Below are 20,995 nucleotides of genomic sequence, written 5' to 3' on the forward strand. Positions count from 1 at the left end.
CTTTTGCCGATGTCGTGCAGGTGTTTTTTCTTTGGCGTTCGCTTCTGTGAAACGGTCCGCGGGCGTGCGGGCCACAAGGAACAACGCGTGCGCGATCACCTCGGCCTTCAGGCCCTCTCCGGCCCCCACACCTCCCTCATCGGCGCGAGCCTGCTGCTGGCGCTCTCCGGCGCCTCCGCGCAGGAAACGAAGGCCGCCGATGCGCTGCCCACGCTCACGGTCAACGAGAAAAAAACCATCTCCACCGCCACCCGGCTAGAAGCCGATCCGCTGCGCATTCCGTTCACCACCTACTCGGTAGAGCGCGCGCAAATGGACGCCATGGGCGCGGTCACGCTGGAAGACACCCTGCGCACCGTGCCGGGCCTGCAGTTCGGCACGCAGGGCAACTACTACACGCGCTTTGAAACGCGCGGCCTGCGCGACACGCAGGACGTGCTGGTGCTCATCGACGGCGTGCCGCTGCGCCAGTTGCAGGGCAATGCCGACATCACGCTCATCGCGCCCGACCTGGTGGACCGCATCGAGTTCATCAAGGGGCCGGCCTCGGCGCTGTACGGCAAGAACGCCATTGGCGGCGTGGCGCAGTTCTTCATGAAGCCCGAGCGCGCCGGCGGCAGCGTGAGCACCACGCTCGGCAGCTTCGGGCGCAAGGACGCGAGCGTGCGCTACCGCTGGGACTTCGAGCGCGGCAACCTGTACATCGGCGCGGCCAACAACGACTACAAGGGCTTTCAGCGCGACGCGGGCCGCGCGCAAACGGCGGCCGTGCTGGGCGGCGACTTTGCCGTCACCAACAGCTGGACCACGGGCTTTCAGATCTACGACTCGCACGTGCGCGGCGACCGTGGCTCCATCGTGCCGCTGCAGTACGGCAAGCCGATGTTCGCCATCACCTCGCGCGACAACTACGGCATACCTGATTCGTACGTGGTGGGCGACTACCAGTCGATCGCGTGGAAGAACAAGGTCGACTTTGGCGGCGGCTGGTCGCTCAACCACCTGAGCAGCTTCTCGCGCTACGACCGCTTCTTTGCCGGCGGCATCACCATCGTGCCGCCGCCCGCGGCGGTGAACAAGGGCTACTCCGAAAGCGACACCTCCGACCGCGGCGTGTTCCACGACGTGGCGCTGACCTGGCTCACCGGCGGCAAGCGCTGGAGCAACGAGCTGCAGGTGGGCGTGAACCTGGAGCGCGGCTGGCAGAACCTCGACTCGCCCACCTTCACCAACGCACCCACGTACCGCGGCCCGTTCTACAACGTGCCGGTGACCAACGTGCGCAACGACCCGCGCGGCATTCGCGGCGCCACCACGTTCTCGCGCTTCGACCAGGATGTGCGCAGCTTCTACCTGCAAGACCGCCTCGAGTGGGACGCCTTCGGCATCACCGCCGGCCTGCGCCACGACAAGTTCGAGCAGACGCTGGGCCGCTCCGGCACGCAAGTGATTTCCGCGCAGGAGGGCAGCCGCACCAGCCCGCGGCTGGGCGCCGACTGGGCCTTCTCGCGCAATGCAACTGCCACGCACGCGGTGTTCGCCAACTGGAGCGAAGGCTTCCGCCCGCAGGCCGTGGCGCTGAACACGCGCAACAACGTGGTGGTGCCCGACATTCTTCGTCCCGAGCTCACGCGCAGCAAAGAGGTGGGCGTGAAGGGCCGCGCGGCCAACGAGGCCTGGGCTTATCAGGTGAGCCTGTTCGAGGCCGAGAAGGTCGATGGCCAGCGCGCCTACCGCAGCGGGCCCGACTCGTTCGTGTTCAGCAACGCCACCTCGCGCGCCAAGGGCATCGAGTCTTCGGTGCAGCTGCAGCTGTCGCAGCACTGGAACGGCTACCTGCACTACACGTGGCAAGACGCGCGCCTGAAAGACTTTCAAACCTACACCGACAGCGGCGCGCGCAGCACCAACTTCGGCGGCTACCGGGTGCGCATGTCGGCGCACAACATCGCCGGTGCGGGCGTGACCTGGGCGCAGGGGCCGTGGTCGGTGACGGGCACGGCCAACTACGTGGGCAGCCGCTACCTGCGCGACAACGTGGTCAACCCGCAGAAGCTGCCGGGCTACCTGCTGGCCAATGTGGCGGTGAGCTACAAGGCCACGCCGCAGCTCACGCTGCAGGCCGGGGTGAACAACCTGACGAACAAGTACTACATCGGCGACGACCTCTCGGCGCAGGACGCCGGCAACGCCGGAGCACCGCGCACCTTCTTCGCGCGCGCCCGCTACACCTTCTGAGCGCGATGAAGCGGCGAACGATGCTGAGGGGAATGGCGCTGATGACGACCGGGTTAAGTGCTTCACTGGCGTTCGCCGCTGAAGGGTTCCCGCGTGAAGTGACCGATGCGATCGGCCGCCGCGTGCGCATCGCGGCGCCGCCGCAACGCATCGTCGTCGTGTTCCCCAGCAACGTGGAGCTGGCCTGGGCGCTGGGGCTGGAAGACCGCGTGGTCGCCATCGGCGGTCGCGTGCGCTGGCCCGAGTCGGCACGGGCCAAGCCCAGCATCGGCGGCGCGCTCGGCTACTCGGCAGAGGCCGTGGCCGCCTACCGGCCCGACCTGGTGGTGGTGACGCCATCGCACTACTCGGCATTGAGCCTGGTGGAGGCCTTCGAGCGGGTGCAGGTGCCGTCGGTGGTGCTGGCGCATCCTGATTTGCCTTCGCTGTTGCGCAACATCGATCTGCTGGGGCGCGCGACGGGCGCCGACGAAGCCGCGCGTGCCTTGCGCACCGGCATGGAAGGGCGCCTGCAGGCCATCGCAGGCAAGGTGGCCGTGTCGCCGCGACGCAGCGTGTACCTGGAAACGGCCGCTGCCGCGCGCGGCGCCTTCCAGACCATGGGCACGGGCCACTACGCCAACGACGCGCTGCAGTGGGCCGGCGGGCGTAACGTGTTCGCCGACCTGCAGGGCTCGCAGCAGGTGAGTGCCGAAGCCATCTTTGTGCGCGACCCCGACGTCATCATTTCGCTGCAGCAGGTGCCCAAAGACGCCGCGCTGATCGCCGAACGGCCGGGTTGGCACAGCCTGCGCGCGGTGAAGAGCGGGCGTGTGGTGGTGCTGGAGCGCAGCCACAAGCTGATACCTGGGCCGCGGCAGATCGAGGCGGTCGAGCAGTACGCGCGGGCGTTGCATCCGGAGCTGTTTGCATGAACGATAGAAAGCGCGTTTCAAACGTGACGTTGTGGCTGGTGCTGGGCCTTGCCGCAGTGATGGCCGTCACGCTGGCCTTGAGCATCGGCGCGGGCACGGTGTGGCCCACGCGCTGGTTTGCCAGCGGCTCGCTGGACGCGGAACTGGTGCGCGTGTGGCGCGCGCCGCGCGTGGCGGGCGCCTTCTTCGTGGGGGCCTGCCTGTCGCTGGCGGGGCTGGTGTTTCAGGGGGTGTTTCGCAATCCGCTGGCCGAGCCTTATCTGCTGGGCAGCGCGAGCGGCGCGGCCGTGGGCGCGGCCATTGCGTTGCTGCTGCCGGCCTTTTTGCCGCCCGCGTTCAGCCTGCCGTTGCTGGCCTTTTTGGGCGCGTGGGGCGCGAGCTGGCTGGTGCTGCTGGTCGGGCGGCTCGGCGGTGAATGGCAGGCCGGTCGCCTGCTGCTGGCCGGCGTGGCGCTGGCCGCCATTCTGGCGGCGCTGCGCAGCCTGATCCTCATGGTGTACGGGGACGAGTCGACCAACCTGCGCGCGGTCATCTCATGGCAACTGGGCGGCGTGCAAACGCCCACGCCCGGCGAGGTGGCGGTGCTGTTCGCGGTGCTGGCCGTGCTGGTGCTGCTGGTGCGCTCGCTGGCCTACGGGCTCGATGCGCTCGGCATGGGCGAAGACACCGCACACAGCATGGGCGTGCGCGTGCCGCGCTTTGCGGCATGGGCGGTGCTGGTGGCCTCGCTGGCGACCGCGCTGGCCGTGAGCTGGGGCGGGCTCATCGGCTTTGTGGGGCTCATCGTGCCGCACGTGCTGCGCTGGTGGATCGGCCCGCTGCATGCGCGCCTGGTGCCCGCCTGCGCGGTGGCCGGCGGCATCTTGATGGTGCTGGTCGACGGCGTGGCGCGTGCCGCGCTGGCGCCCAGCGAAATTCCAGCGGGCCTGCTCACGGCGCTGATCGGCGGGCCGTTCTTTCTGGCGCTGCTGCTGTGGAGGCGGGCATGAGCGATGCGCTGGCTTTTGAAGACGTCGGCGTATGTGTCGGGCGTCGCTTGCTGCTCGACGGTGTGAGCATGGCGGTGCCCGAGCGCGGCCTGCTCGGCATCGTCGGGCCTAACGGGTCGGGCAAGACCACGTTGCTGCGCGCGGCGCTGGGGCTGATGCCGCTGTCGGCCGGGCGCGTGCTGCTGCGCGGGCGCCCGTTGCAGCAATGGCCCGCGCGCGAGTTCGCGCGGCACATCGGCTATGTGGCGCAGCAGGGCGCGAGCCACTGGGACCTGAGCGTGACGGAACTGCTGAAGCTCAATGCGCCCGCGCTGTCACCCGCGCTGGTCGAACGCTGCGAGCTGGGGCCGTTGCTCACGCGCCGCTTCGCCACGCTCTCGGGCGGCGAGAAGGCGCGCGTGAGCGTGGCCCGCGCGCTGGCGCACAGCCCCGCGCTGCTGCTGGCCGACGAGCCCGCCGCGCACCTCGACATTCCGCACCACCACCGGCTGATGGCGCTGCTGCGCGAGACGGCAATGCAGCGCGCGGTGGTCGTGGTGCTGCACGACCTGCATGTGGCCAGCGCCTGGTGCGAGCGGCTGGCGCTGGTGTCGGGTGGGCGGCTGCTGGCGCATGGGGCGCCTGCCGAGGTGCTGACGCCTGCGCTGCTGTCGTCGGCCTATGGCGCGCCGATTGCATCGCATGACGTTGGCGCGCTGCGCTTCTTCACGGGTGTGCCTGGCCAAGGAACTCCGGCATGAACACGCCACTGCGCATCGACCTGGCGGGCTACTCGCGCGAAGCCACGCTCGGCGACCACCGCGCGTTTCTGGCCTTCTTCGCGCAGGCCGAGCGGCTGGGTTTCGACGGTGTGTGGTTCCATGAATTTCGGCTGTTGCAGGGCGGCGGGCCGTACCCGTCGCCGATGCTGCTGGCCGCCGCCTTGCTCGCACGCACCGAGCGGCTGCGCGTGGGCATCTCCGCGCTGGTGCTGCCGTTGCACCACCCGCTGCTGCTGGCCGAAGAGATTGCGCAGCTCGACGTGCAGAGCGAAGGGCGCATCGACATCGGCATCGGCCGGGGCACCGACCCATCGACCCTGCGCGCGCTGCAGATAGACCCCGCCACCACGCGCGAGCGCTTCGAGCGCGCCTGCCTGTTGCTGCGCGATGCCCTGAGTGGCAAGGCCGTGTCTTCCAACGATGGGCCTTGGCGTTTCGATGCGCAGACGGTGGGCCCGGCCTGCGTGCAGCGACCGCACCCGCCGCTGTACATCGCGGGCTCGACGGCACAGACGATGGGCTTTGCGGTGGCGCACGGGTTTCCGTTGCTGCTGAGCCTGGAGCCACCGGAGACGGCGCAGCTTGGGCACGTGGCGGCGGCGTTTGCTGAAAGCGATATTCAAGGGCAGGCGCGGATGCTGGCCGGCTCTTCGCTGTCGCGCCATGTCTGCATTGGCGCGACGCAGGCGGAAGCCTTGGCCCAGGCTGAGCGGCTGCTGCCGCTGCTGCATGCGCGCCGACTGCACTTCGCGCGGCTTCGCGGCGTGGCGCCCGATCAGTTGCCGGTGCTGGACGTGGCACGCGTGCTGCGCGAGCAGGTGGTGATGGGCGATCCGCAGGCGTGCGTGGCGCAGATCGGGCAACTGGTGGCGCGCACGGGTGTGCGGCAGTTGCGCTGCGTGTTCAATGGGAACGGCGCGCTGGCGCGGGAGGAGGCGCTGGTCGGCATGAGGCTGTTCGCGCAGGAAGCGATGCCGGCGTTGCGGCAGGGCGTGTGAGCCCGCGTGAGGCCGCGTGAGCACGCGCGAGGCATCGGGACGTAGCCGCAAGCCGCGCCATTGTTTCCATCACATGAACACCGCGGTTCTTTTTGCCTAGGGTTTTCACCAGGTTATCGGCGCAAACTTCATCCCATGGACCAGCCCTTCAGCTGATCCAGGCAAGAAAGAAACCGAAACCAATTGAAGGAAATCCAAATGACCGCCTCGAAGCTCCTCTCCGCCATCTCCCTCGCTCTGCTGGCCGCCGCTGGCGCCGCCCATGCCGAAAGCTATGACGGTGTGCATCAACTGACCTCGGCCACCAGCCGCGCCGACGTTTCCAGCCAGGCCGTGGTTGCCGCGCACAGCGCCAACCCCTACGCCGACGGCGCCAACCAAGGCCCGCTGCAACTGACCGCCTCGAACACCAGCCGCGCCGCCATCCGCGCCGAAGCCGTGGCCGCCGCGCACAGCGAGAACCCCTACGCCGAAGGCGTGACCTCCCGCGTGGCCCCGGTGCTGGCCAGCGGTGTGGACCGCTCCACCGTGCGCGCCGCGGCCCGTGCCGCAGCCCGCGGTGACGCGCTGCCGCTGTAATTGCAAAGGCCTCGCTGAATCTCTCGCAGTCGAGTTGAAAAGGCGAGACGCCACGCACAAAAGCCGGACCCCGCGAGAGCAGGGCCCGGCTTTTTCTTTGGCTGGGCTGGTGTGAGAAGGCCGCAGTGCGCCCGCTGAACCACTAAACCACGCGCTCTTCGATAGGCCCCACCCGGTCCGCATAGAACGCCACATGGTCCTTGATGGGCGCGACCGGGTCGTAGGGCGACTCATAGGTCCACACCGCGTTCTCCGAGCGCTCGCCGCCCGCGGGAATGCTGTAGTACGCGGCCTCGCCCTTGTACGGGCAGTAGGTGGCGTGCGCGCTGCGCTGCAGCAGCGACATGTTGACGTCCTTGCGCGGTATGTAGTGCACGGTGCCGAAGTGCGCCTCCCGCAAGGTCAGCGCATCGCGCGTGTCGGCGATGACGTGTCCGTCGACCGACACCACCACGCGAAGCGGGTTCTTCGCAATGGTGATCGGGTGTTCGGGGCCGGGGGTCTTGATGGTGCGTTCTGGCGTGGCGAACATGGGCAGCTCCTTCAATCGGGTCGTGATGACGCAAGAATCGGCGGACGCGCATCTTGCCGCGATGCCGCGCCAAATTGAAGCCCCCCGAAAATCTACCCATTGGCGACGTGGTCAAGGCTTCTGCGGCCTCTGCAAACAGCCGGCCTACAAAAACGCCTTTCGCGCGGCCGGTTCGACGGCAACCCGATAATTCCCGCCCGACCACCGGTCGCGCAAGTTACGCAACGTTTCGCCGCCCCGGAGCCGATCCACCCAAAAAGACCGCAGTGAAGAAGAACCCGCTCGCCACTTTCCTCACCGTGCTGTTCGCCGGGCTCGTGTCCCTGGGCGCCCAGGCTCAATCCCAGTCTCATTCCCTGGCTTCAGACTGGCCCACCAAACCCATACGCCTGATCGTTCCCGCATCCGCCGGCAGCTCGCTCGACCTCATCGCGCGCACCCTGGCCGACCGCCTGCGCGTGATGTGGAAGCAGCCCGTCATCGTCGAAACCAAGGCCGGCGGTGGCGGCCTCATCGGCATGGACGCGGTGGCCAAGGCGCCGCACGACGGTTACACGCTGGGCATCGGCTTCAACGGGCCGATCGCATTCGGCCCCTACCTGTACGCCCGCATGCCGTACGCGCCAGCACGCGACCTGCTCCCTATCGTGCTCACCACATCGCAGCCCAACGTGCTCGCGGTGCAGGCGAGCAACCCGGCCCACACGCTGGGCGAGTTCGTCGAATGGGCGAAGCAGCAGGGGGACCGGTTCAGCTATGCGTCGGTGGGGGCGGGCAGTTCGTCGCACCTAACGATGGAGCTGTTTCGCAGCGTGGCCCACATCGAGGCGGTGCACGTGCCGTATGCGGGCTCGCCGCCCGCGGGGCTGTCGCTGGCCGCGGGCGACACGCAGGCGCTGTTCTCGGTGGCACCCGCGCTGCTGCCGCTCATTCACGGACAGCGCGTGAGGCTCATCGCCGTTACCAGCGCCGAGCGCTCCGAGCTGATGAAAGACCTGCCTACGGTGGCCGAGTCGGGCTACCCCGGTTTCGAGTCGCTCGCGTGGAACGGTCTGTTCACCGCCAGCGGCACGCCGAGCGAGGTGGTGCGCCGCATCAACGCCGACGTCAACACCGTGCTGCAAGACCCGGCCGTGCGCGAGCTGCTGGCCGCCCAGGGGCTGGTGGTGGGCGGCGGCTCTTCGGAGGCGTTCAAGGCCTTCATCGACAGCGAAGGCCGCAAGTGGGGCGCGATCATTGCCAAGGTGGGCATTCGCCTCGATCAGTGACGGGCGAGAAGCAACGGCCCATGCGCTCTGGGAACACGCTTTCAAGACGCGGTTGAGCATTCAGTCACGAACGCCGTTTCTCCTTCACGCAGGCGCTCCATAAGATGGGGCGATGTCGTTCAACTCCTCCAATTCCCTTACTTCGTCGCAGTTCTTGAGTCGAACCTATCAGAGCATCGTGTTTGCTGGTGGCGGCAATCGTTGCTGGTGGCAAGGCGGTGTGCTCGAGGCCTTGTCGCAACGCCGTTGTTGGCAGCCGGCGAGGTTCATTGGCGCAAGTGCGGGCGCGAGCATTGCAACCGCTTTTGCGACAGGGCGCATCAAAGATTCCTTGGCCCAGGGGATGGTGCGATTCGATGCAATCGCCCGAAACGTCGAATGGCGCAACCTGCTCAAAGGGCAACGCCCCTTTGTGTTGTCGCATATTTTTCCGGAGTGGATCAACAGCTTTCTGGATGACAGCGATCTGGCGCGTTTGAAGCGGGCGCCGCTCAAGATTGAAGTGGCCATCACTCGCCCCATTTCCTTTCTCCCGGTCGCAGTTTCGACCGCGCTGGCGCTGGCGCTGTATTCGACAGAAAAGTTCTGGCTCAAAAGCTTTCATGCGCGACTGCCGCATCGGCTCGGGTTTCGCTCCGAGCAATTCGATCTGGCTCAGAGCGTCGATCTAAATGCTGCGCGCAATTTGCTGCTGGCGTCGGGAGCCGCCGTGCCCTTGACCCCTTCTTTTCAAATCGAGGGGCGCGCGGCACTGGACGGCGGCTTCTACGACAGCATGCCTTTGTCCACGTGCAGAACCCACGACCCCGGAACCCTTGTTTTGCTGACACGTCACCGCAGTGACTTGCCTCAAGTGTTCGAGCACGAGCAACGCGTGTACCTGCAACCCCTCAAGCCTGTTGCGGCAATCAACATGGATTGCACCAGTGGTCGCAATATCAAGTTGACTTATGACCAGGGATTGCGCGAGGCCGCCGATCTTGTGAATGGCAGGGCCTGAAGGTCCTTCATTGGACGCCGTCGCGTCGACTCCCGAAGCTCTTCATGCGCAATGCGTGTGCCATTTGGCGGGCTTCCTTGCTGTCGTGGGGAGTGGCTCGCAGGTCGAGACCATTGCGGCAAGCCCTTGCCGTGGCGACTTGCTTCAACGGTTCACCTGGCAGCGGGCTGCCAGGATGAAAAAACCGGGGTTGCCGGCTTCATCAAAAAAGACCGGGAGGAATCAAGTGAACGACGTCGCATTGCGCGTGGCCGCTTTCGGAGGCCTGCTGTTGCGGCAAGTCTGCACAGACGACGCAGCGCGGCTGCACCAACTGATCGCGCGCAACAAGGAGGGCCTGCTCTCCTCGATGCACTGGCCCCACCTCAGCCCAGCTTCAGTGACCCCAGCCGCGCGACGATCAGGTCGTGCAGCGTTTGCGCCGCCACCGACAGGCTGCCTTCGCGCCGCTGCACCAGATACAGCGTGCGCGTAAGGGCTGCCACCGGCAGCGGCCGTGTCACCAACGTTTCGCGCTGGAAGTGAAAGAGCGTCAGCGCCGGCACCACGCTGATGCCCAGCCCGGCCTCCACCAGCCCCATGACCGTGGCCAGATGCTCCACCTCGAACACCGCGTTCATGCGCAACGGATGCAGCGCCGCGTCTAGCGCCTGGCGCACGCTGCTGTTGCGCGCCATCTGAATGAAAGGGTAGGGCGCAAGCTTCTTCGCAGTGAGGCGCGGCTCGCGGGCCAGCGGATGGTCGGCGCGGCACACCAGGTGAAAGCGGTCGGTGCACAGCTTGCGTGCGCGCAGGTCGCTGTGTGCCGTGCCACCTGCGCCTGAGGCGGCAAGCGCAAAGTCGGCCTGGCCGCTGCGCACCAGCGCAATGCAGGCGTCCGACAGCGCATCGTCCAGGTCGATGCGAATGCCCGGCCAGGCCTGCATGAATTCGGCGAACACCGCCGGCAGCCAGCCCGCCGCGAGCGAAGGCAGGGCGGCCACGCGCACGCGTCCCTTGCGGCGCTCCACGTGGTCGGCCAGGTCGCCCATGGCGCTGGCCATGTCGTCGAGCAGCCGGCGCGCGGCGCCCTCGAACAGCGTGCCCTCCGGCGTGAGCTGCACGCTGCGCGTGTCGCGGTCGAACAGGCGCGTGCCGACGGCGTCTTCCAGCGTGCGAATGAGCGCGCTGAACGCGGGCTGCGACAGGTGGCTGGTCTGCGCCGCGCGCGTGAAGTTGCGGTGCTCGGCCAGCGCCAGAAAGGCGCGCAGCTGCCGGGTGGAGAGGTCGGGCGTCTTTCGCATGGATGGAACGGGAGGCGGCTATTTGAAAAGCAGATCAATCGATCCGAACTTTCTATTTTACGGATGACGGGCCGCTGCCTACAGTGCACGCCAATGAACTCCATTGAACCGCCCCGGCTGTTGATCGGTTGCGCCGCCGGCTTTTCGGGTGACCGCACCGACGCCGCCGGCCCCGTGGTCGACACGCTGATCGCGCGGCTGGCCAGCGGACCCGCGGGGCAACGCGCCTTCTTGATCTTCGAGACGCTGGCCGAGCGCACGCTGGCCCTGGCCCAGCTGCGCCGCCGCGCCAACCCCGAGGCCGGCTACGAGCCGCTGCTCGACGACATGCTGCGCCCGGTGCTCGCACGTTGCCTGGCGCACGGCATTCGCATCGTGAGCAACTTTGGCGCGGCCAACCCGCGCGCCGCCGCGCGGCACATCGCCCGCATGGCGCGCGAGCTGGGAACGAGCGCGCCGCGCATTGCGGTGGTAGAGGGCGACGACCTGTCCGGGCCCGAGTACCGCGCGCTGCTGAACGAAGCGCTGGGCGCGCAGATGGACGGCATTCGCATGGTCAGCGCCAACGCCTACATCGGCGCCGAGCCGATTGCCGCGGCGCTGGACGCGGGCGCGCAGATTGTGGTGTGCGGCCGCGTGGCCGACCCCTCTTTGACGGTCGGGCCCGCCATGTCGCACTTCGGCTGGCGCGCCGACGACTGGAACCGACTGGGCCGCGCCACCATGGCGGGCCATCTGCTCGAATGCGGCGCGCAGGTGTGCGGCGGCTACTTTGCCGACCCCGGCTACAAAGACGTGCCGGGGCTCGAGGCGGTGGGCTTCCCCATTGCGGAGATCGACGCCGACGGCCGCTGCACCATCGGCAAGGCCGACGCCACCGGAGGCCTGGTGACCGAGGCCACGGTGACGGAACAACTGCTCTACGAAGTGCACGACCCCGCCGCCTACCTGACGCCCGACGTCGTGGCCGACATTGCCGATGCCGAGGTGCGCGCCTTGCCCAGTGCCGAGGGTGCCGAGGGTGCCGACGGTGCCGACGGTGCCGACCGCGTCGAGCTTTCCGGCGTGCGCGGCCATGAACGCCCAAGCCGCTACAAGGTCAACGTGTGCCATGAAGGCGGTTGGCTCGCCGAAGGAGAAATCTCCTACGCCGGCCCGCGCGCCGAGGCCCGTGCCCGGCTTGCGGCCGACGTGCTGACGAAGCGCCTGCACGGCCTCACGCTGCGTGTGGACCTGATCGGCGCGCTGAGCATCCTGGGCGACGACGCCGGCCGCGCGCTGGCGGACACGCCAGACGCAGGGCTGCGCGACGTGCGCCTGCGCGTGGCCGCGACGCACACCGATCGCGCGCAGGCCGAGCGGCTCACGCGCGAAGTGATGGCGCTCTACACCTGCGGCCCTGCCGGTGGTGGCGGTGTGCGCACCGCGCTCACGCCGCGCCTGAACACGCTGTCGTGCCTGCTGCCGCGCGAGTCGGTGCCGGTGCGCTTCGAGCTGATGGATGCGGAGGACCTTGCATGACCACCACCGACATGATCGACGTGCCGCTCTATCGCGCCGCACACGGCCGCACCGGCGACAAGGGCGACCGCTCCAACATCAGCGTGATCGCCTGGCACCCCGACCTGTTCCCTTTGTTGCTCGACCAGCTCACGCCCGAGCGCGTGGCCGCGCAGTTTCGGCACCGCGCGCCCTCGCAGGTGCAGCGCTTCGTGCTGCCCAGGTTGCATGCGATGAACTTCGTGCTCGACGCGGTGCTCGACGGCGGCGTGAACGATGCGCTGAACCTCGATGCGCACGGCAAGGCGCTGTCCTTTCTGCTGCTCGACATGCCCGTTCGCGTGCCGCGCGCGCTCTTGCATTTGCTGGCCGGGCCGTAGCAGCGCCTTTTCAATTTCCCCTGACCCTTTCGCACTTCCCATTCGGAGACAAAACAATGAAACGATTTCCCCTCACCATGCTGACCGCCGCCCTGGCCCTGGCGCCGCTGCTGGGCCATGCACAGGCCTTTCCGGAAAAGTCGATCACCTTCGTCGTGCCCTTCGCGGCCGGCACCGCCACCGACCAGATTGCGCGCGCCATCGGCAACCAGATTGCCGCGGAGACCAAGCAGGCCGTCATCATCGACAACAAGGCCGGCGCCAGCGGCTTCATCGCCTCGCAGGCGGTGGCCAAGGCACCTGCCGATGGCTACACGGTGCTCATCACCACCAACACCACGCACGCGGCCAACGAGCACCTGTTCAAGAAGCTGCCGTACGACCCCGTGAAAGACTTCGCGCCCATCACCGCGCTGGGCAAGGGCGGGCAGATCATGGTGGTGAACCCCGCGTTCCCCGCCAAGAGCGTGGGCGAGTTCATTGCGCTGGCCAAGAAGGACCCGGGCAAGTACAGCTTTGGCAGCGGCAGTTCGTCCAGCCGCATGGCGGGCGAGCTGCTGCAGCAGATGGCCGACATCAAGCTGCTGCACGTGCCCTACAAGAGCAACACGCTGGCCGTGACCGACCTGCTGGGCAGCCAGATCAACATGATGATCACCGACACCGCCACCGGCCTGCCGCAGGTGAAGGGCGGCAAGCTGCGCGCGCTGGGCATCTCCAGCGCCGCGCGCTCGCCACTGGCGCCCGATGTGCCGACCATTTCCGAAGCTGGCGTGAAGGGCTATGAAATGGGCTACTGGTTCGCGGCCTACGCGCCCGCCAAGACACCGCCCGCCGTGGTCAAGCGCCTGAACGAGCTGCTGGTGAAGGCCGCGAAGAGCGAAGCCGCCAAGACGGCCTTCTACGAACCCACGGGCACCGAGGTGTTCACCAGCTCGCCCGAAGAGCTGGGCAAGTTTCAGACGGCCGAGTCGCAGAAGTGGGGCCGCATCGTGAAGGCTGCGGGCATCGAAGCGGAATAAGGCCTGAAGCGCATTAGCCGCGGCCTGCGGTCGGTGCGCTGTGCACCGCGAACCCTGCCTGCCCCGGCGCAATGTCGGGCCGCAGGGTGAGCGCGGGAATCTTGTAGTCGCCGGCGTTCTGGGGGCGGAAGGGAATGGGGTCGGCGGTGAACAGCATGTCCATCCGCTGGCCCAGTTCCTCGGTGATGCGCGCATACGCAGCGGCATCCACCTTGTGCGTGCGGTGCACCACATACGGCGGCAGCACGTCGAAGCCCGGGTAGTACAGGATGCCGTGCTGAATGGGAAACAGCAGGTCGTCCATCGGCCCGTTGATGCCGCGCGGCGCGTAGTGCGAGGCCCAGCCGCCGGTCGTCGTGACCACCATCGCGCGTTTGCCGGCCAGGGTGCCTTCGCCGAAGCGGTCGCCCCAATGCGTCTCTGAATGCTCGCCCACGCCGTAGGCGAAGCCGTACGCGTAGATGCGCTCGAACCAGCCCTTGAGGATGGCCGGCATCGAATACCACCACAGCGGAAACTGCACGATGACGGCGTCGGCCCACAGCAGCTTTTGCTGCTCGGCAGCGATGTCGGCGGTCTGCGTGCCGGCCTCGAAAGCCTTCAGCGATTCGAGCGAAGGGTCGAAGCGCACGGCGCTGTCGCGCGCGGGAAAGTCGTCGGCGTCGAGCGCAGGCTTCCAGCGCATGGCGTACAGGTCGGACGTGCGCACGGAGTGGCCCGAGGCCGCGAGGCGCTCGAGCATGAAGCGATGCAACGCGCCGTTGAGAGAGTCGGGTTCGGGATGGGCAAGGACCAGCAGGATGTTCACGGTTTTGCAGGGGTTCGAGTGAAGATGCCCGCAGGTTAGGCAGCGTGGCGATATATTGGAAATGAATAGATCGAATTCCAGCCATTGCCATGAACAATTTCAGCCGCCTCGACCTCAACCTGCTGGTGACGCTGGACACCCTGCTGACCGAGCGCAACGTGACCCGCGCCGCCGAGCGGTTGAACCTGTCTCAGCCTTCGGTCAGCGTGCAACTGGCCAAGCTGCGCGAGGTGTTCAACGACCCGCTGCTGGTGCCCGCGCAACGCGGCATGCGGCCCACCGCGCGCGCCGACGAACTGCGCGAGCCATTGCGCGAAGCGCTCGAAGGGCTGGGCCGCGCGGTCGCGCCATCGCGCCCCTTCGAGCCCGCGCAAGCGACCACCACATGGCGCGTGGCAGCGGCCGACTACGCCGAGTCAGCCATCCTGCTGCCCGCGCTCACCAGGCTGCGCACCGAGGCGCCGCACACGCGGCTGGCCGTGTTGGAGGCGGTGCCGTCGCGCATGGCGCGGCAACTGGAGCAGGGCGAGATCGATTTGTTCTTTCACACCAGCGTGGGTGCGCCGCCCGGCTTGCACCGTCGCGTGCTGTTCCATGAACGCTATGTGCTGGCCGGGCGGGCAGGGCACCCGCGCCTGAGGCGCCGGCCCACGCTTGCGCAGTTCTGCGCGTTGGAGCACGTGGTGGTGTCTCTGGGCGGCGGTGGCTTCGTCGGGCCGACGGACGAGGCGCTGGCAGCGAAGGGTTTGACGCGGCGCGTGGTGCTGTCGGTGCCGCACTTTCTTTTCATGATGTCGGTGCTGGCCACGACCGACATGGTGGCGATGCTGCCGGAGCGGCTGGCGCGCGGGGCGCCTGGGTTACGGGTGGTGGAAGCGCCGCTGGAGGTGCCGGGGTACGAGATGGCGATGCTGTGGCATGAGCGAAGGCATCGGGATGCGGGGCACCGGTGGGTGAGGGAGGTGATTGCCGGGAGTTTGTGAGGAGACCCGCATGAATGATCTTTTGCGGGGCCTGCTCGAACTGCATCGGACTGACGCAGGCTTGTGAGGTTCTGCGTTCACAGCGAAGACATGCGCGAGTCGATGCGGGCGCTTGCCGGGCTCGTGTGAACAGGTACTTGAGCATAGTCCGCAACGTAGATGCCGTCTTCGTCACGACGCACGAGGCCGCGGTTTTCGAACTCACGCATGGTCTTGTTCACGACCTCGCGCGACAAGCCCGAATAGGAGGCGATGACCGCTTGCGTGATGCGCTTGTCGTAGCAGCTCGCGCCGGCCGGTGCGAGGTCCGTCAACTGATGCAGGATGCGGCACACCAGATCCTGGGCCGACAGCGCTTGCACGTGTTGAAGGTGCAAGCGCAGCAGGTCCATGCGCTTCATCGCCAGTCCGAGCAGGCCCACCGCCACGCCGGGGTGGGTTGCGCACAGGTCGCGCATGACCGCGATGGGCACCAGGTAGACCGTGGAGGGCAGTGCCGCCACAACCGTTTGGACGGACATGTAGCGGTTGTAGCTGATTGGAACGTCGCACACGAATTCGTTCGGACGGAAGAACTCCGTCGTCACCTCCGAGCCGACGACACGGCCCGGAATGACCGCCCGCAACAGCCCGCTCCCAACGCAATACACCTGGTCCGTCGATTCGCCCGCGAGGAGGATCTGATCGTTTCGCTTGTAGAAGCGAAGGTGGCTCGCTTTGGCGAGCGCCGCACGCTGTGTTGCTGGCAGGCCAACCAGCAGTGGGTGGAAATACATGGCCCGATTGTTCACGCGTATTGGGGCCGAGGGAAGTGAACATATGCGCGTGACCACGTGGGACACCGCGCCCCACTGTGTGCTTGCGATCAAGTGTTGCGTCATCCCTGGAAATGGGGATGCCTTGCGAGCAATCGAAGTTGGAGCCGAAGGTCCGTCTTACGCCATGTGTTGACCCGCAAGAAAGCGAAGCACCACCAAGTTGAAAAGCGCCGGGTTGTCGCGATGCACGCCATGCCCCGCTGCCGGAACTTCGATCGTGCTTGCATGGGGCATCAGCCCCGCAAGCGCGCCGGATATCGCGCGGTGGATGGGTTGGGTTCGTTCGCCGCGCAGCAGCAACGTCGGAGTCTGGAGCGCGGCCAGCGCTTCGACGCTCAGCGCGGGATAGGGCTCGCTCGACAGGGCGAGCGCGCGCATCGCCTGCGCGTTGCGACGGCGGCCGGCCAGCCCGGCTTCTGACATCGCTTCCTTGCTGTCGCGCCCGTTGATTCCTCCGGTGAGGATGTCGATCGCATGGTCGATGTCGCCTGACGCAAACGCCGCGTCCGATGGTCGCAGCACCTCGCGCTCGAAGAGCTCGCGGGCCTCTCGTCCGCCGTGCACGCGGTCTGCGAACGGCAGCACGGGTGGCTCTGTCAACGCGAGGGCTCGCACTTTCTCCGGCCAGCGCAAGGCCAGCGCGAGTGCGGTGTACGCACCATACGACGTGCCTACCAACACCGCGGGTGTGGCATGAATGGCGTCCATCAAACCGGCAAGGTCGTGCGCCTCTTCAATGACCGAGTGCGTGGTGGAAGCCAGCAGGTTGCGGTTCGGTGAACTGAAGCGGCGGCTGTAGCTGATGCAGCGAAAGTGCGGCACAAACGCCTGCCATTGCGGCGCCCAAGACTGCCAATCGCCCATGCCGCCGTGCACGAAGATCAGCGGCGTGCCGGCGCCGGCCTCGACATAGTGGATTTCGATTCCGTTCCCGATGTCCTTCTCGATGTTGCTTGCGATGTCTATCCGGTTCAGCGGCAGCGATGTCAGGCTCAATTTCTACTCCGGCTTCACGTTGGCGAGCAGGGGGCGCACGCGCTCTTCTTCCTGCGCGAGGAATTTGCCGAAGGCAGCGGGCTCGGCAAAGTCGGCCACCACGCTGCCCGACTTGAATTCGGCTTCCCGGTAACTCGCACTGGCCATGATCTCGCGCACCGCGCTGCTCAGCCTGGCCACCACCGCGGGAGGCATGTGCGCAGGGCCTATCAGGCCGGTCCAAAGGTCGGCCTGCACGTTCTTGACGGTCTTGCCCTCGTTCACCGTCGGTATGTTGGCGGCCGTCGGGTCGCGGTGCATCGAGAGGATGCCAATGGCCTTGAGCTTGCCGTCGCGAATGAACGGCAGCGCGGAAGTGAGCGCGATGGTTCCAAGCTGCACCTGCCCCGCGACAAGGTCGTTCAGCAGCGGCGAGCCACCCTTGTAGACAACGTGGGTCATCTTGAAGCCGCCTGCGTTGGCCAGCATCGTGCCGCCGAAGGTCTGCATCGTGGCCGTGCCTGTGGCGCCGGACAACAGAGGTTCGCGGCTCTTGCGGCCCAGTTCGATCAGCTCGTCGACGTTGTTGGCGGCGAACCCCGGATGCGCGACCAGCACGGTCGAGTTGTTGGAGATCTTTGCAATGGGCGTGAAATCGCGTGCGGTGTAGCCCGCCTTCATCACGGGCGGCGCGACCACCAGTTCATTGACCGTGCCGATCATCAAGGTGTAGCCGTCAGGCTGCGTGCGCAGCATGCGCTTGCCTGCCACGGTGCCGGAGGCGCCGGCGACGTTGTCGACGATCACGCTCTGGCCCAGGCGCTTGCCAAGCTCCAGCGACAGCCCCCGCGCCACGCGGTCGACGGCGGCGCCGGGCGGGTAGGGAACGATCAGCGTGATGGGTTTGTCAGGGTAGATCTGCGCAAAGGCGGGCAAGACGCACGCGGCGGCGCAAGCCAGTAGCAGCGACGCCCGCAGGCGTTGTGCGTGTTTGAAGAGGGCCAAGTGAATGTCTCCGGTTCGATGTTTTGTCGTCCACCAGTTTGGTCGTTGGAGCGATAGACTTCCAATCGCTTTTTGCCATTCGATATCGGCATATTCAATACCCCTCAACGCATGACTTTGTCCGCCACCGTGCTGCGCAACCGCCTGCTGAGTCGCGCGCGTCTGCGCCATCTGGAAGTGTTTGTTCGCACCGCCGATCTGGGCTCCGTCAAGCGCGCTTCCGACGCGATAGGCATGGCGCAGCCGACCGCCACGCAGGCGCTGTCGGACCTTGAAGCGCTGCTTGGCAGTGCGTTGTTTCTGCGGCATTCGAAGGGCATGTCCGCCACGGCGCTGGGTGGCGCGCTGCTGCCGATGGCGCGGCGCATGCTGGCGCTGGTGGACGAAGCCGCCACGCAAACGGTGGCCATCACAAGCCGTGCCAGTTCGGTCGTTCGCGTGGCGGCCATTGCCGCAGGCATCAGCGGCCTGCTGGGAGACGCGTTGCCGGCGTTCGCCAGCACCCACCCTGACATCCTGGTGCAGTTGCAGGAGGCCGATGCGGGCAACCAGCCGTCGCTGCTGACCGCCGGCGAAGTCGACTGCTTCGTATGCCGCGCGCCAGAGGTGCTGCCGGAGGGGTGGGAGTTCATCGCTTTGCAGCAAGACCGCTTCGCCGTTGTCGCTGCGCCGGGCCATCCGCTGGCAAGGAAGAAAAAGCTGTCGCTGGCCCAGCTGGAGGCTGCGACCTGGCTCACAACGCCGGCGCCGGTGGCGGCTCGCCAAGCCTTCGATGAACTCTTCGCGGACTCCGCGCAGCCGCCGAAGACTTGCAATGTGCTGACCACGTCACCAACGATGGTCTGGGCGCTGCTTGCCAAGAAGGAATTGCTGGCGCTGCTGCCGTGCAGCGTGGTGCGGCATCTGCTGGATGGGGGGCATCTGGTGGAACTGCATTGGCATGCGCCCGCGGCATTCCGTGACATCGGCTTGCTGCTGCCGTTGCGTGAACGCAGCGGCGCGCTGGACCGCTTCGCGACATTCCTCACAGCGCGGTCGACGCCTCGCACCAGGCGGCCTGTGTCGTGAACTCCGGAGCAGCCTTGCGGAACCTTGTCCGCACGGCTGCTGCTGGCAAGTCGTGAGGCAGCAGAGCTGAATGCGCTGGCGGCATAGACCGTCCGTCGAATGCCCAACAGCCCGCGCCCGCCCTAGCATCCGAAACGTTGCCGCCCACCCCAACGTCTTCGATGAAAAAGCTCGCCTTCTTCGCTGCCACGGCCTTGCTTTGCTTTGGCGCACTCACGGCACCCGCCACCTTCGCTGCCGAACCCGCTAAAGACCACCCGCTCGTCGGCCGCTACGAAGGCGCCGTGCTCGACGGCTACAAGGCCGCCGCCTATGACGAGGTCGGCCTCATCAAGGAACCGTTTCAGAACTGGGCCGGCGGCAAGCCCGATCTGCTGCAGGTCGAGGGCAAGGTCACGCTCTACCTCTACAAGCTGCCCAAGGAGCGCTCGCTGCTCGAGGTGCAGCGCAACTACGAGTCCAGCCTGAAGGCCAAGGGCTTCGAGGTGCTGTTCACCTGCGGCACGGCCAACGCGTCTTGCTACAAGCCGCGGCCCAACAGCGTGGACACCAACACGCCGTACGACTTTGCGCTGGCCTTCGACAACCCCGAGTGGCCGCGCCTGGGCAGCCGTGGTGACTACGCGCGCAATTACTTTGCGGTGGGCGCGCGCTACCTGCTCGCCAAAAAGACCGGCCCCACCGGCACGGTGTACGCCAGCATCGCGCTGGCCGAGCACAACGCCGACGTGGGCAACCACGCCTTCGTGCGCGTGGTGGAAACGAAGGCGATGGAAGACAACAAGATCGTGTTCGTCGATGCTTCGGCCATGCAGAAGAGCCTGGCCGACACGGGCCGCGTGAACCTGTACGGCATCTTGTTCGACCTGGACAAGGACGTGATCAAGCCCGAGTCGCAACCCACGCTCGACGAAATGACCAAGCTGATGCGCAACAACCCGCCGCTCAAGCTGTCGGTGGTGGGGCACACCGACGCGCAGGGCGAGGCGCAGCACAACGACGATCTATCGAAGCGCCGCGCGCTGGCGGTGATTGCGGTGCTGGTGAAGGCGGGGGTGGACCCGCGCCGCTTCACCACGCGCGGTGCGGGCGCATCGCAGCCGGTGGCCCCCAACGACAACGAGGCGGGGCGGGCGAAGAACCGCCGGGTGGAGTTGGTGCGGCTCTGAGGTCTGTCTGACGCGGGCGCGTCAGCTGTGCAACACGGCGAAGCGCGTCGCCCAGTTGCCGGGTGCCGCGGCGACCAGCGCGTTCAGGTGCTGCTGCAGTCGCGCGGCCACGTCCTGCAGCGCTGCGCCGTCGGCCAGCGGCTGTTTGCCGGCGATCTGCGCGATCCACAGGTCGACGTCTTCAGGGCCGGCCGGGTCGGCCATGCGCCAGCCGCCCGCCGCGCCCAGCAGGTAGCGCAGGTGGTGCTCGATGCGAAAGCCCGGGTCGGGCGTGCCGTTGCGGCGCACGCGGTCGAGCCGGGCGAGGGTGGCGGCCAGCATCTGGCTGTTGAAGCGGCGGCCGTCGTCGTCGTTGCACAGCTCGGAGGTCTGTTGGGCCAGGCCGACCAGCCCATGCCAGTAGGCCTCGTCGTGCGTGCCGTCGCGCTGGGCCATGTGGCGGCTTGCAAAGCGCGCCATCAGTGCAGGGTCGTCGATGAGCGGGGACAGCACCAGGTCGCTGCGAAAGTCGAACCCGAAAAAGTACATGGTGCCGTCGATGGCCACGGCCTCGATGGCGCCCACGTGGCCGTTGCGCCCGGCCAGGGGAGGGGGCACCGCTGCTCCGTTCGGCACCGACCTCAAGGCCGCGGCTGTGGCCGCGGCACTGGTGCCGGCGGGCTGTGGCTTTTTCTTGAAGAAATCGAACATCCGAGGGGTCCTTGG

Annotated in this window: 21 protein-coding genes; 14 read left to right on the forward strand and 7 right to left on the reverse strand. The window is 67.1% G+C overall.

Features of this window, described 5'->3' with window-relative positions; all coding sequences use genetic code 11:
- Positions 1–87 precede the first annotated feature (87 nt).
- The 6 genes from VLK31_RS09505 (at position 88) to VLK31_RS09530 (ending at position 6,479) form a co-directional block, all read left to right on the forward strand.
- Positions 88–2,238: a TonB-dependent receptor gene (locus VLK31_RS09505; protein ID WP_409168149.1), complete on the forward strand. Its 2,151-nt coding sequence runs from the start codon at positions 88–90 to the stop codon at positions 2,236–2,238.
- A 98-nt stretch (positions 2,239–2,336) separates the two neighbouring features.
- Positions 2,337–3,152, forward strand: a complete 816-nt coding sequence (locus VLK31_RS09510; protein WP_409168150.1) for an ABC transporter substrate-binding protein — start codon at positions 2,337–2,339, stop codon at positions 3,150–3,152.
- Positions 3,149–4,141, forward strand: coding sequence for a FecCD family ABC transporter permease (locus VLK31_RS09515; RefSeq protein WP_409168151.1), 993 nt, complete (start codon positions 3,149–3,151; stop codon positions 4,139–4,141). The genes VLK31_RS09510 and VLK31_RS09515 overlap by 4 nt, the downstream gene beginning before the upstream one ends.
- Positions 4,138–4,881 carry an ABC transporter ATP-binding protein gene (locus tag VLK31_RS09520; protein WP_409168152.1) on the forward strand — a complete coding sequence of 248 codons (744 nt, stop codon included), beginning with the start codon at positions 4,138–4,140 and terminating at the stop codon, positions 4,879–4,881. The genes VLK31_RS09515 and VLK31_RS09520 overlap by 4 nt, the downstream gene beginning before the upstream one ends.
- On the forward strand, positions 4,878–5,900 hold the full coding sequence (locus VLK31_RS09525; RefSeq protein WP_409168153.1) for an LLM class flavin-dependent oxidoreductase: 1,023 nt from the start codon (positions 4,878–4,880) through the stop codon (positions 5,898–5,900). The genes VLK31_RS09520 and VLK31_RS09525 overlap by 4 nt, the downstream gene beginning before the upstream one ends.
- A gap of 198 nt (positions 5,901–6,098) precedes the next feature.
- On the forward strand, positions 6,099–6,479 hold the full coding sequence (locus tag VLK31_RS09530) for a helicase SNF2 (protein WP_409168154.1): 381 nt from the start codon (positions 6,099–6,101) through the stop codon (positions 6,477–6,479).
- Between the two features lie 142 nt (positions 6,480–6,621).
- Here the strand turns inward: VLK31_RS09530 and VLK31_RS09535 are convergent, their stop codons facing one another.
- Entirely contained in the window at positions 6,622–7,011 is a 390-nt protein-coding gene (locus tag VLK31_RS09535) for a DUF427 domain-containing protein (RefSeq protein WP_409168155.1), read from the reverse strand.
- A 266-nt stretch (positions 7,012–7,277) separates the two neighbouring features.
- On the opposite strand from VLK31_RS09535, the gene VLK31_RS09540 reads away from it, so the two are divergent.
- Together VLK31_RS09540 and VLK31_RS09545 are read left to right on the forward strand one after the other, a co-directional pair.
- Entirely contained in the window at positions 7,278–8,279 is a 1,002-nt protein-coding gene (locus VLK31_RS09540; RefSeq protein ID WP_409168156.1) for a Bug family tripartite tricarboxylate transporter substrate binding protein, read from the forward strand.
- 112 nt (positions 8,280–8,391) lie between these two features.
- Entirely contained in the window at positions 8,392–9,279 is an 888-nt protein-coding gene (locus VLK31_RS09545) for a patatin-like phospholipase family protein (protein WP_409168157.1), read from the forward strand.
- 365 nt (positions 9,280–9,644) lie between these two features.
- Here VLK31_RS09545 and VLK31_RS09550 read toward each other — a convergent pair whose 3' ends face one another.
- Entirely contained in the window at positions 9,645–10,562 is a 918-nt protein-coding gene (locus VLK31_RS09550) for a LysR family transcriptional regulator (protein WP_409168158.1), read from the reverse strand.
- A 93-nt stretch (positions 10,563–10,655) separates the two neighbouring features.
- On the opposite strand from VLK31_RS09550, the gene VLK31_RS09555 reads away from it, so the two are divergent.
- The 3 genes from VLK31_RS09555 to VLK31_RS09565 are packed head-to-tail and all read left to right on the forward strand — an operon-like array spanning position 10,656 to position 13,464.
- Positions 10,656–12,083: an acyclic terpene utilization AtuA family protein gene (locus tag VLK31_RS09555; protein WP_409168159.1), complete on the forward strand. Its 1,428-nt coding sequence runs from the start codon at positions 10,656–10,658 to the stop codon at positions 12,081–12,083.
- Entirely contained in the window at positions 12,080–12,442 is a 363-nt protein-coding gene (locus VLK31_RS09560) for a hypothetical protein (RefSeq protein WP_409168160.1), read from the forward strand. The genes VLK31_RS09555 and VLK31_RS09560 overlap by 4 nt, the downstream gene beginning before the upstream one ends.
- Positions 12,443–12,498: 56 nt before the next feature.
- On the forward strand, positions 12,499–13,464 hold the full coding sequence (locus VLK31_RS09565) for a Bug family tripartite tricarboxylate transporter substrate binding protein (RefSeq protein WP_409168161.1): 966 nt from the start codon (positions 12,499–12,501) through the stop codon (positions 13,462–13,464).
- Between the two features lie 13 nt (positions 13,465–13,477).
- Here the strand turns inward: VLK31_RS09565 and VLK31_RS09570 are convergent, their stop codons facing one another.
- The gene (locus VLK31_RS09570) at positions 13,478–14,272 is read right to left on the reverse strand and encodes an NAD(P)H-dependent oxidoreductase (protein WP_409168162.1); all 795 of its coding nucleotides are present in this window, start codon (positions 14,270–14,272) and stop codon (positions 13,478–13,480) included.
- Between the two features lie 89 nt (positions 14,273–14,361).
- Here VLK31_RS09570 and VLK31_RS09575 point away from each other — a divergent pair, with 89 nt between their 5' ends.
- A complete protein-coding gene (locus VLK31_RS09575) occupies positions 14,362–15,255 on the forward strand; it encodes a LysR family transcriptional regulator (RefSeq protein WP_409168163.1) in 894 nt (297 codons plus the stop codon).
- A gap of 77 nt (positions 15,256–15,332) precedes the next feature.
- Here VLK31_RS09575 and VLK31_RS09580 read toward each other — a convergent pair whose 3' ends face one another.
- From VLK31_RS09580 to VLK31_RS09590, 3 genes are all read right to left on the reverse strand, one after another.
- On the reverse strand, positions 15,333–16,046 hold the full coding sequence (locus tag VLK31_RS09580; protein WP_409168164.1) for a Crp/Fnr family transcriptional regulator: 714 nt from the start codon (positions 16,044–16,046) through the stop codon (positions 15,333–15,335).
- A 144-nt stretch (positions 16,047–16,190) separates the two neighbouring features.
- A complete protein-coding gene (locus tag VLK31_RS09585; protein ID WP_409168165.1) occupies positions 16,191–17,069 on the reverse strand; it encodes an alpha/beta fold hydrolase in 879 nt (292 codons plus the stop codon).
- 3 nt (positions 17,070–17,072) lie between these two features.
- Complete coding sequence (locus VLK31_RS09590) at positions 17,073–18,053, reverse strand: tripartite tricarboxylate transporter substrate binding protein (RefSeq protein ID WP_409168166.1); 981 nt, start codon at positions 18,051–18,053, stop codon at positions 17,073–17,075.
- Between the two features lie 111 nt (positions 18,054–18,164).
- Between VLK31_RS09590 and VLK31_RS09595 the strand changes: the two genes are divergently transcribed.
- Together VLK31_RS09595 and VLK31_RS09600 are read left to right on the forward strand one after the other, a co-directional pair.
- Entirely contained in the window at positions 18,165–19,121 is a 957-nt protein-coding gene (locus VLK31_RS09595; RefSeq protein WP_409168167.1) for a LysR family transcriptional regulator, read from the forward strand.
- A 161-nt stretch (positions 19,122–19,282) separates the two neighbouring features.
- A complete protein-coding gene (locus VLK31_RS09600) occupies positions 19,283–20,290 on the forward strand; it encodes an OmpA family protein (RefSeq protein WP_409168168.1) in 1,008 nt (335 codons plus the stop codon).
- 21 nt (positions 20,291–20,311) lie between these two features.
- Here VLK31_RS09600 and VLK31_RS09605 read toward each other — a convergent pair whose 3' ends face one another.
- A complete protein-coding gene (locus VLK31_RS09605; RefSeq protein WP_409168169.1) occupies positions 20,312–20,980 on the reverse strand; it encodes a hypothetical protein in 669 nt (222 codons plus the stop codon).
- Positions 20,981–20,995: the final 15 nt, after the last annotated feature.

The sequence above is a fragment of the Variovorax sp. H27-G14 genome (genome assembly GCF_046156345.1).
Lineage (GTDB): Bacteria > Pseudomonadota > Gammaproteobacteria > Burkholderiales > Burkholderiaceae_C > Variovorax.

What these genes read in the sequence shown, in the direction of transcription:
- VLK31_RS09545 (WP_409168157.1), top strand. Translation starts at nt 8,392, where the DNA reads ATGTCGTTCAACTCCTCCAATTCCCTTACTTCGTCGCAGTTCTTGAGT.
- VLK31_RS09605 (WP_409168169.1), bottom strand. Translation starts at nt 20,980, where the DNA reads ATGTTCGATTTCTTCAAGAAAAAGCCACAGCCCGCCGGCACCAGTGCC.
- VLK31_RS09535 (WP_409168155.1), bottom strand. Translation starts at nt 7,011, where the DNA reads ATGTTCGCCACGCCAGAACGCACCATCAAGACCCCCGGCCCCGAACAC.
- VLK31_RS09600 (WP_409168168.1), top strand. Translation starts at nt 19,283, where the DNA reads ATGAAAAAGCTCGCCTTCTTCGCTGCCACGGCCTTGCTTTGCTTTGGC.
- VLK31_RS09515 (WP_409168151.1), top strand. Translation starts at nt 3,149, where the DNA reads ATGAACGATAGAAAGCGCGTTTCAAACGTGACGTTGTGGCTGGTGCTG.
- VLK31_RS09565 (WP_409168161.1), top strand. Translation starts at nt 12,499, where the DNA reads ATGAAACGATTTCCCCTCACCATGCTGACCGCCGCCCTGGCCCTGGCG.
- VLK31_RS09575 (WP_409168163.1), top strand. Translation starts at nt 14,362, where the DNA reads ATGAACAATTTCAGCCGCCTCGACCTCAACCTGCTGGTGACGCTGGAC.
- VLK31_RS09520 (WP_409168152.1), top strand. Translation starts at nt 4,138, where the DNA reads ATGAGCGATGCGCTGGCTTTTGAAGACGTCGGCGTATGTGTCGGGCGT.
- VLK31_RS09550 (WP_409168158.1), bottom strand. Translation starts at nt 10,562, where the DNA reads ATGCGAAAGACGCCCGACCTCTCCACCCGGCAGCTGCGCGCCTTTCTG.
- VLK31_RS09560 (WP_409168160.1), top strand. Translation starts at nt 12,080, where the DNA reads ATGACCACCACCGACATGATCGACGTGCCGCTCTATCGCGCCGCACAC.
- VLK31_RS09555 (WP_409168159.1), top strand. Translation starts at nt 10,656, where the DNA reads ATGAACTCCATTGAACCGCCCCGGCTGTTGATCGGTTGCGCCGCCGGC.
- VLK31_RS09525 (WP_409168153.1), top strand. Translation starts at nt 4,878, where the DNA reads ATGAACACGCCACTGCGCATCGACCTGGCGGGCTACTCGCGCGAAGCC.
- VLK31_RS09530 (WP_409168154.1), top strand. Translation starts at nt 6,099, where the DNA reads ATGACCGCCTCGAAGCTCCTCTCCGCCATCTCCCTCGCTCTGCTGGCC.
- VLK31_RS09595 (WP_409168167.1), top strand. Translation starts at nt 18,165, where the DNA reads ATGACTTTGTCCGCCACCGTGCTGCGCAACCGCCTGCTGAGTCGCGCG.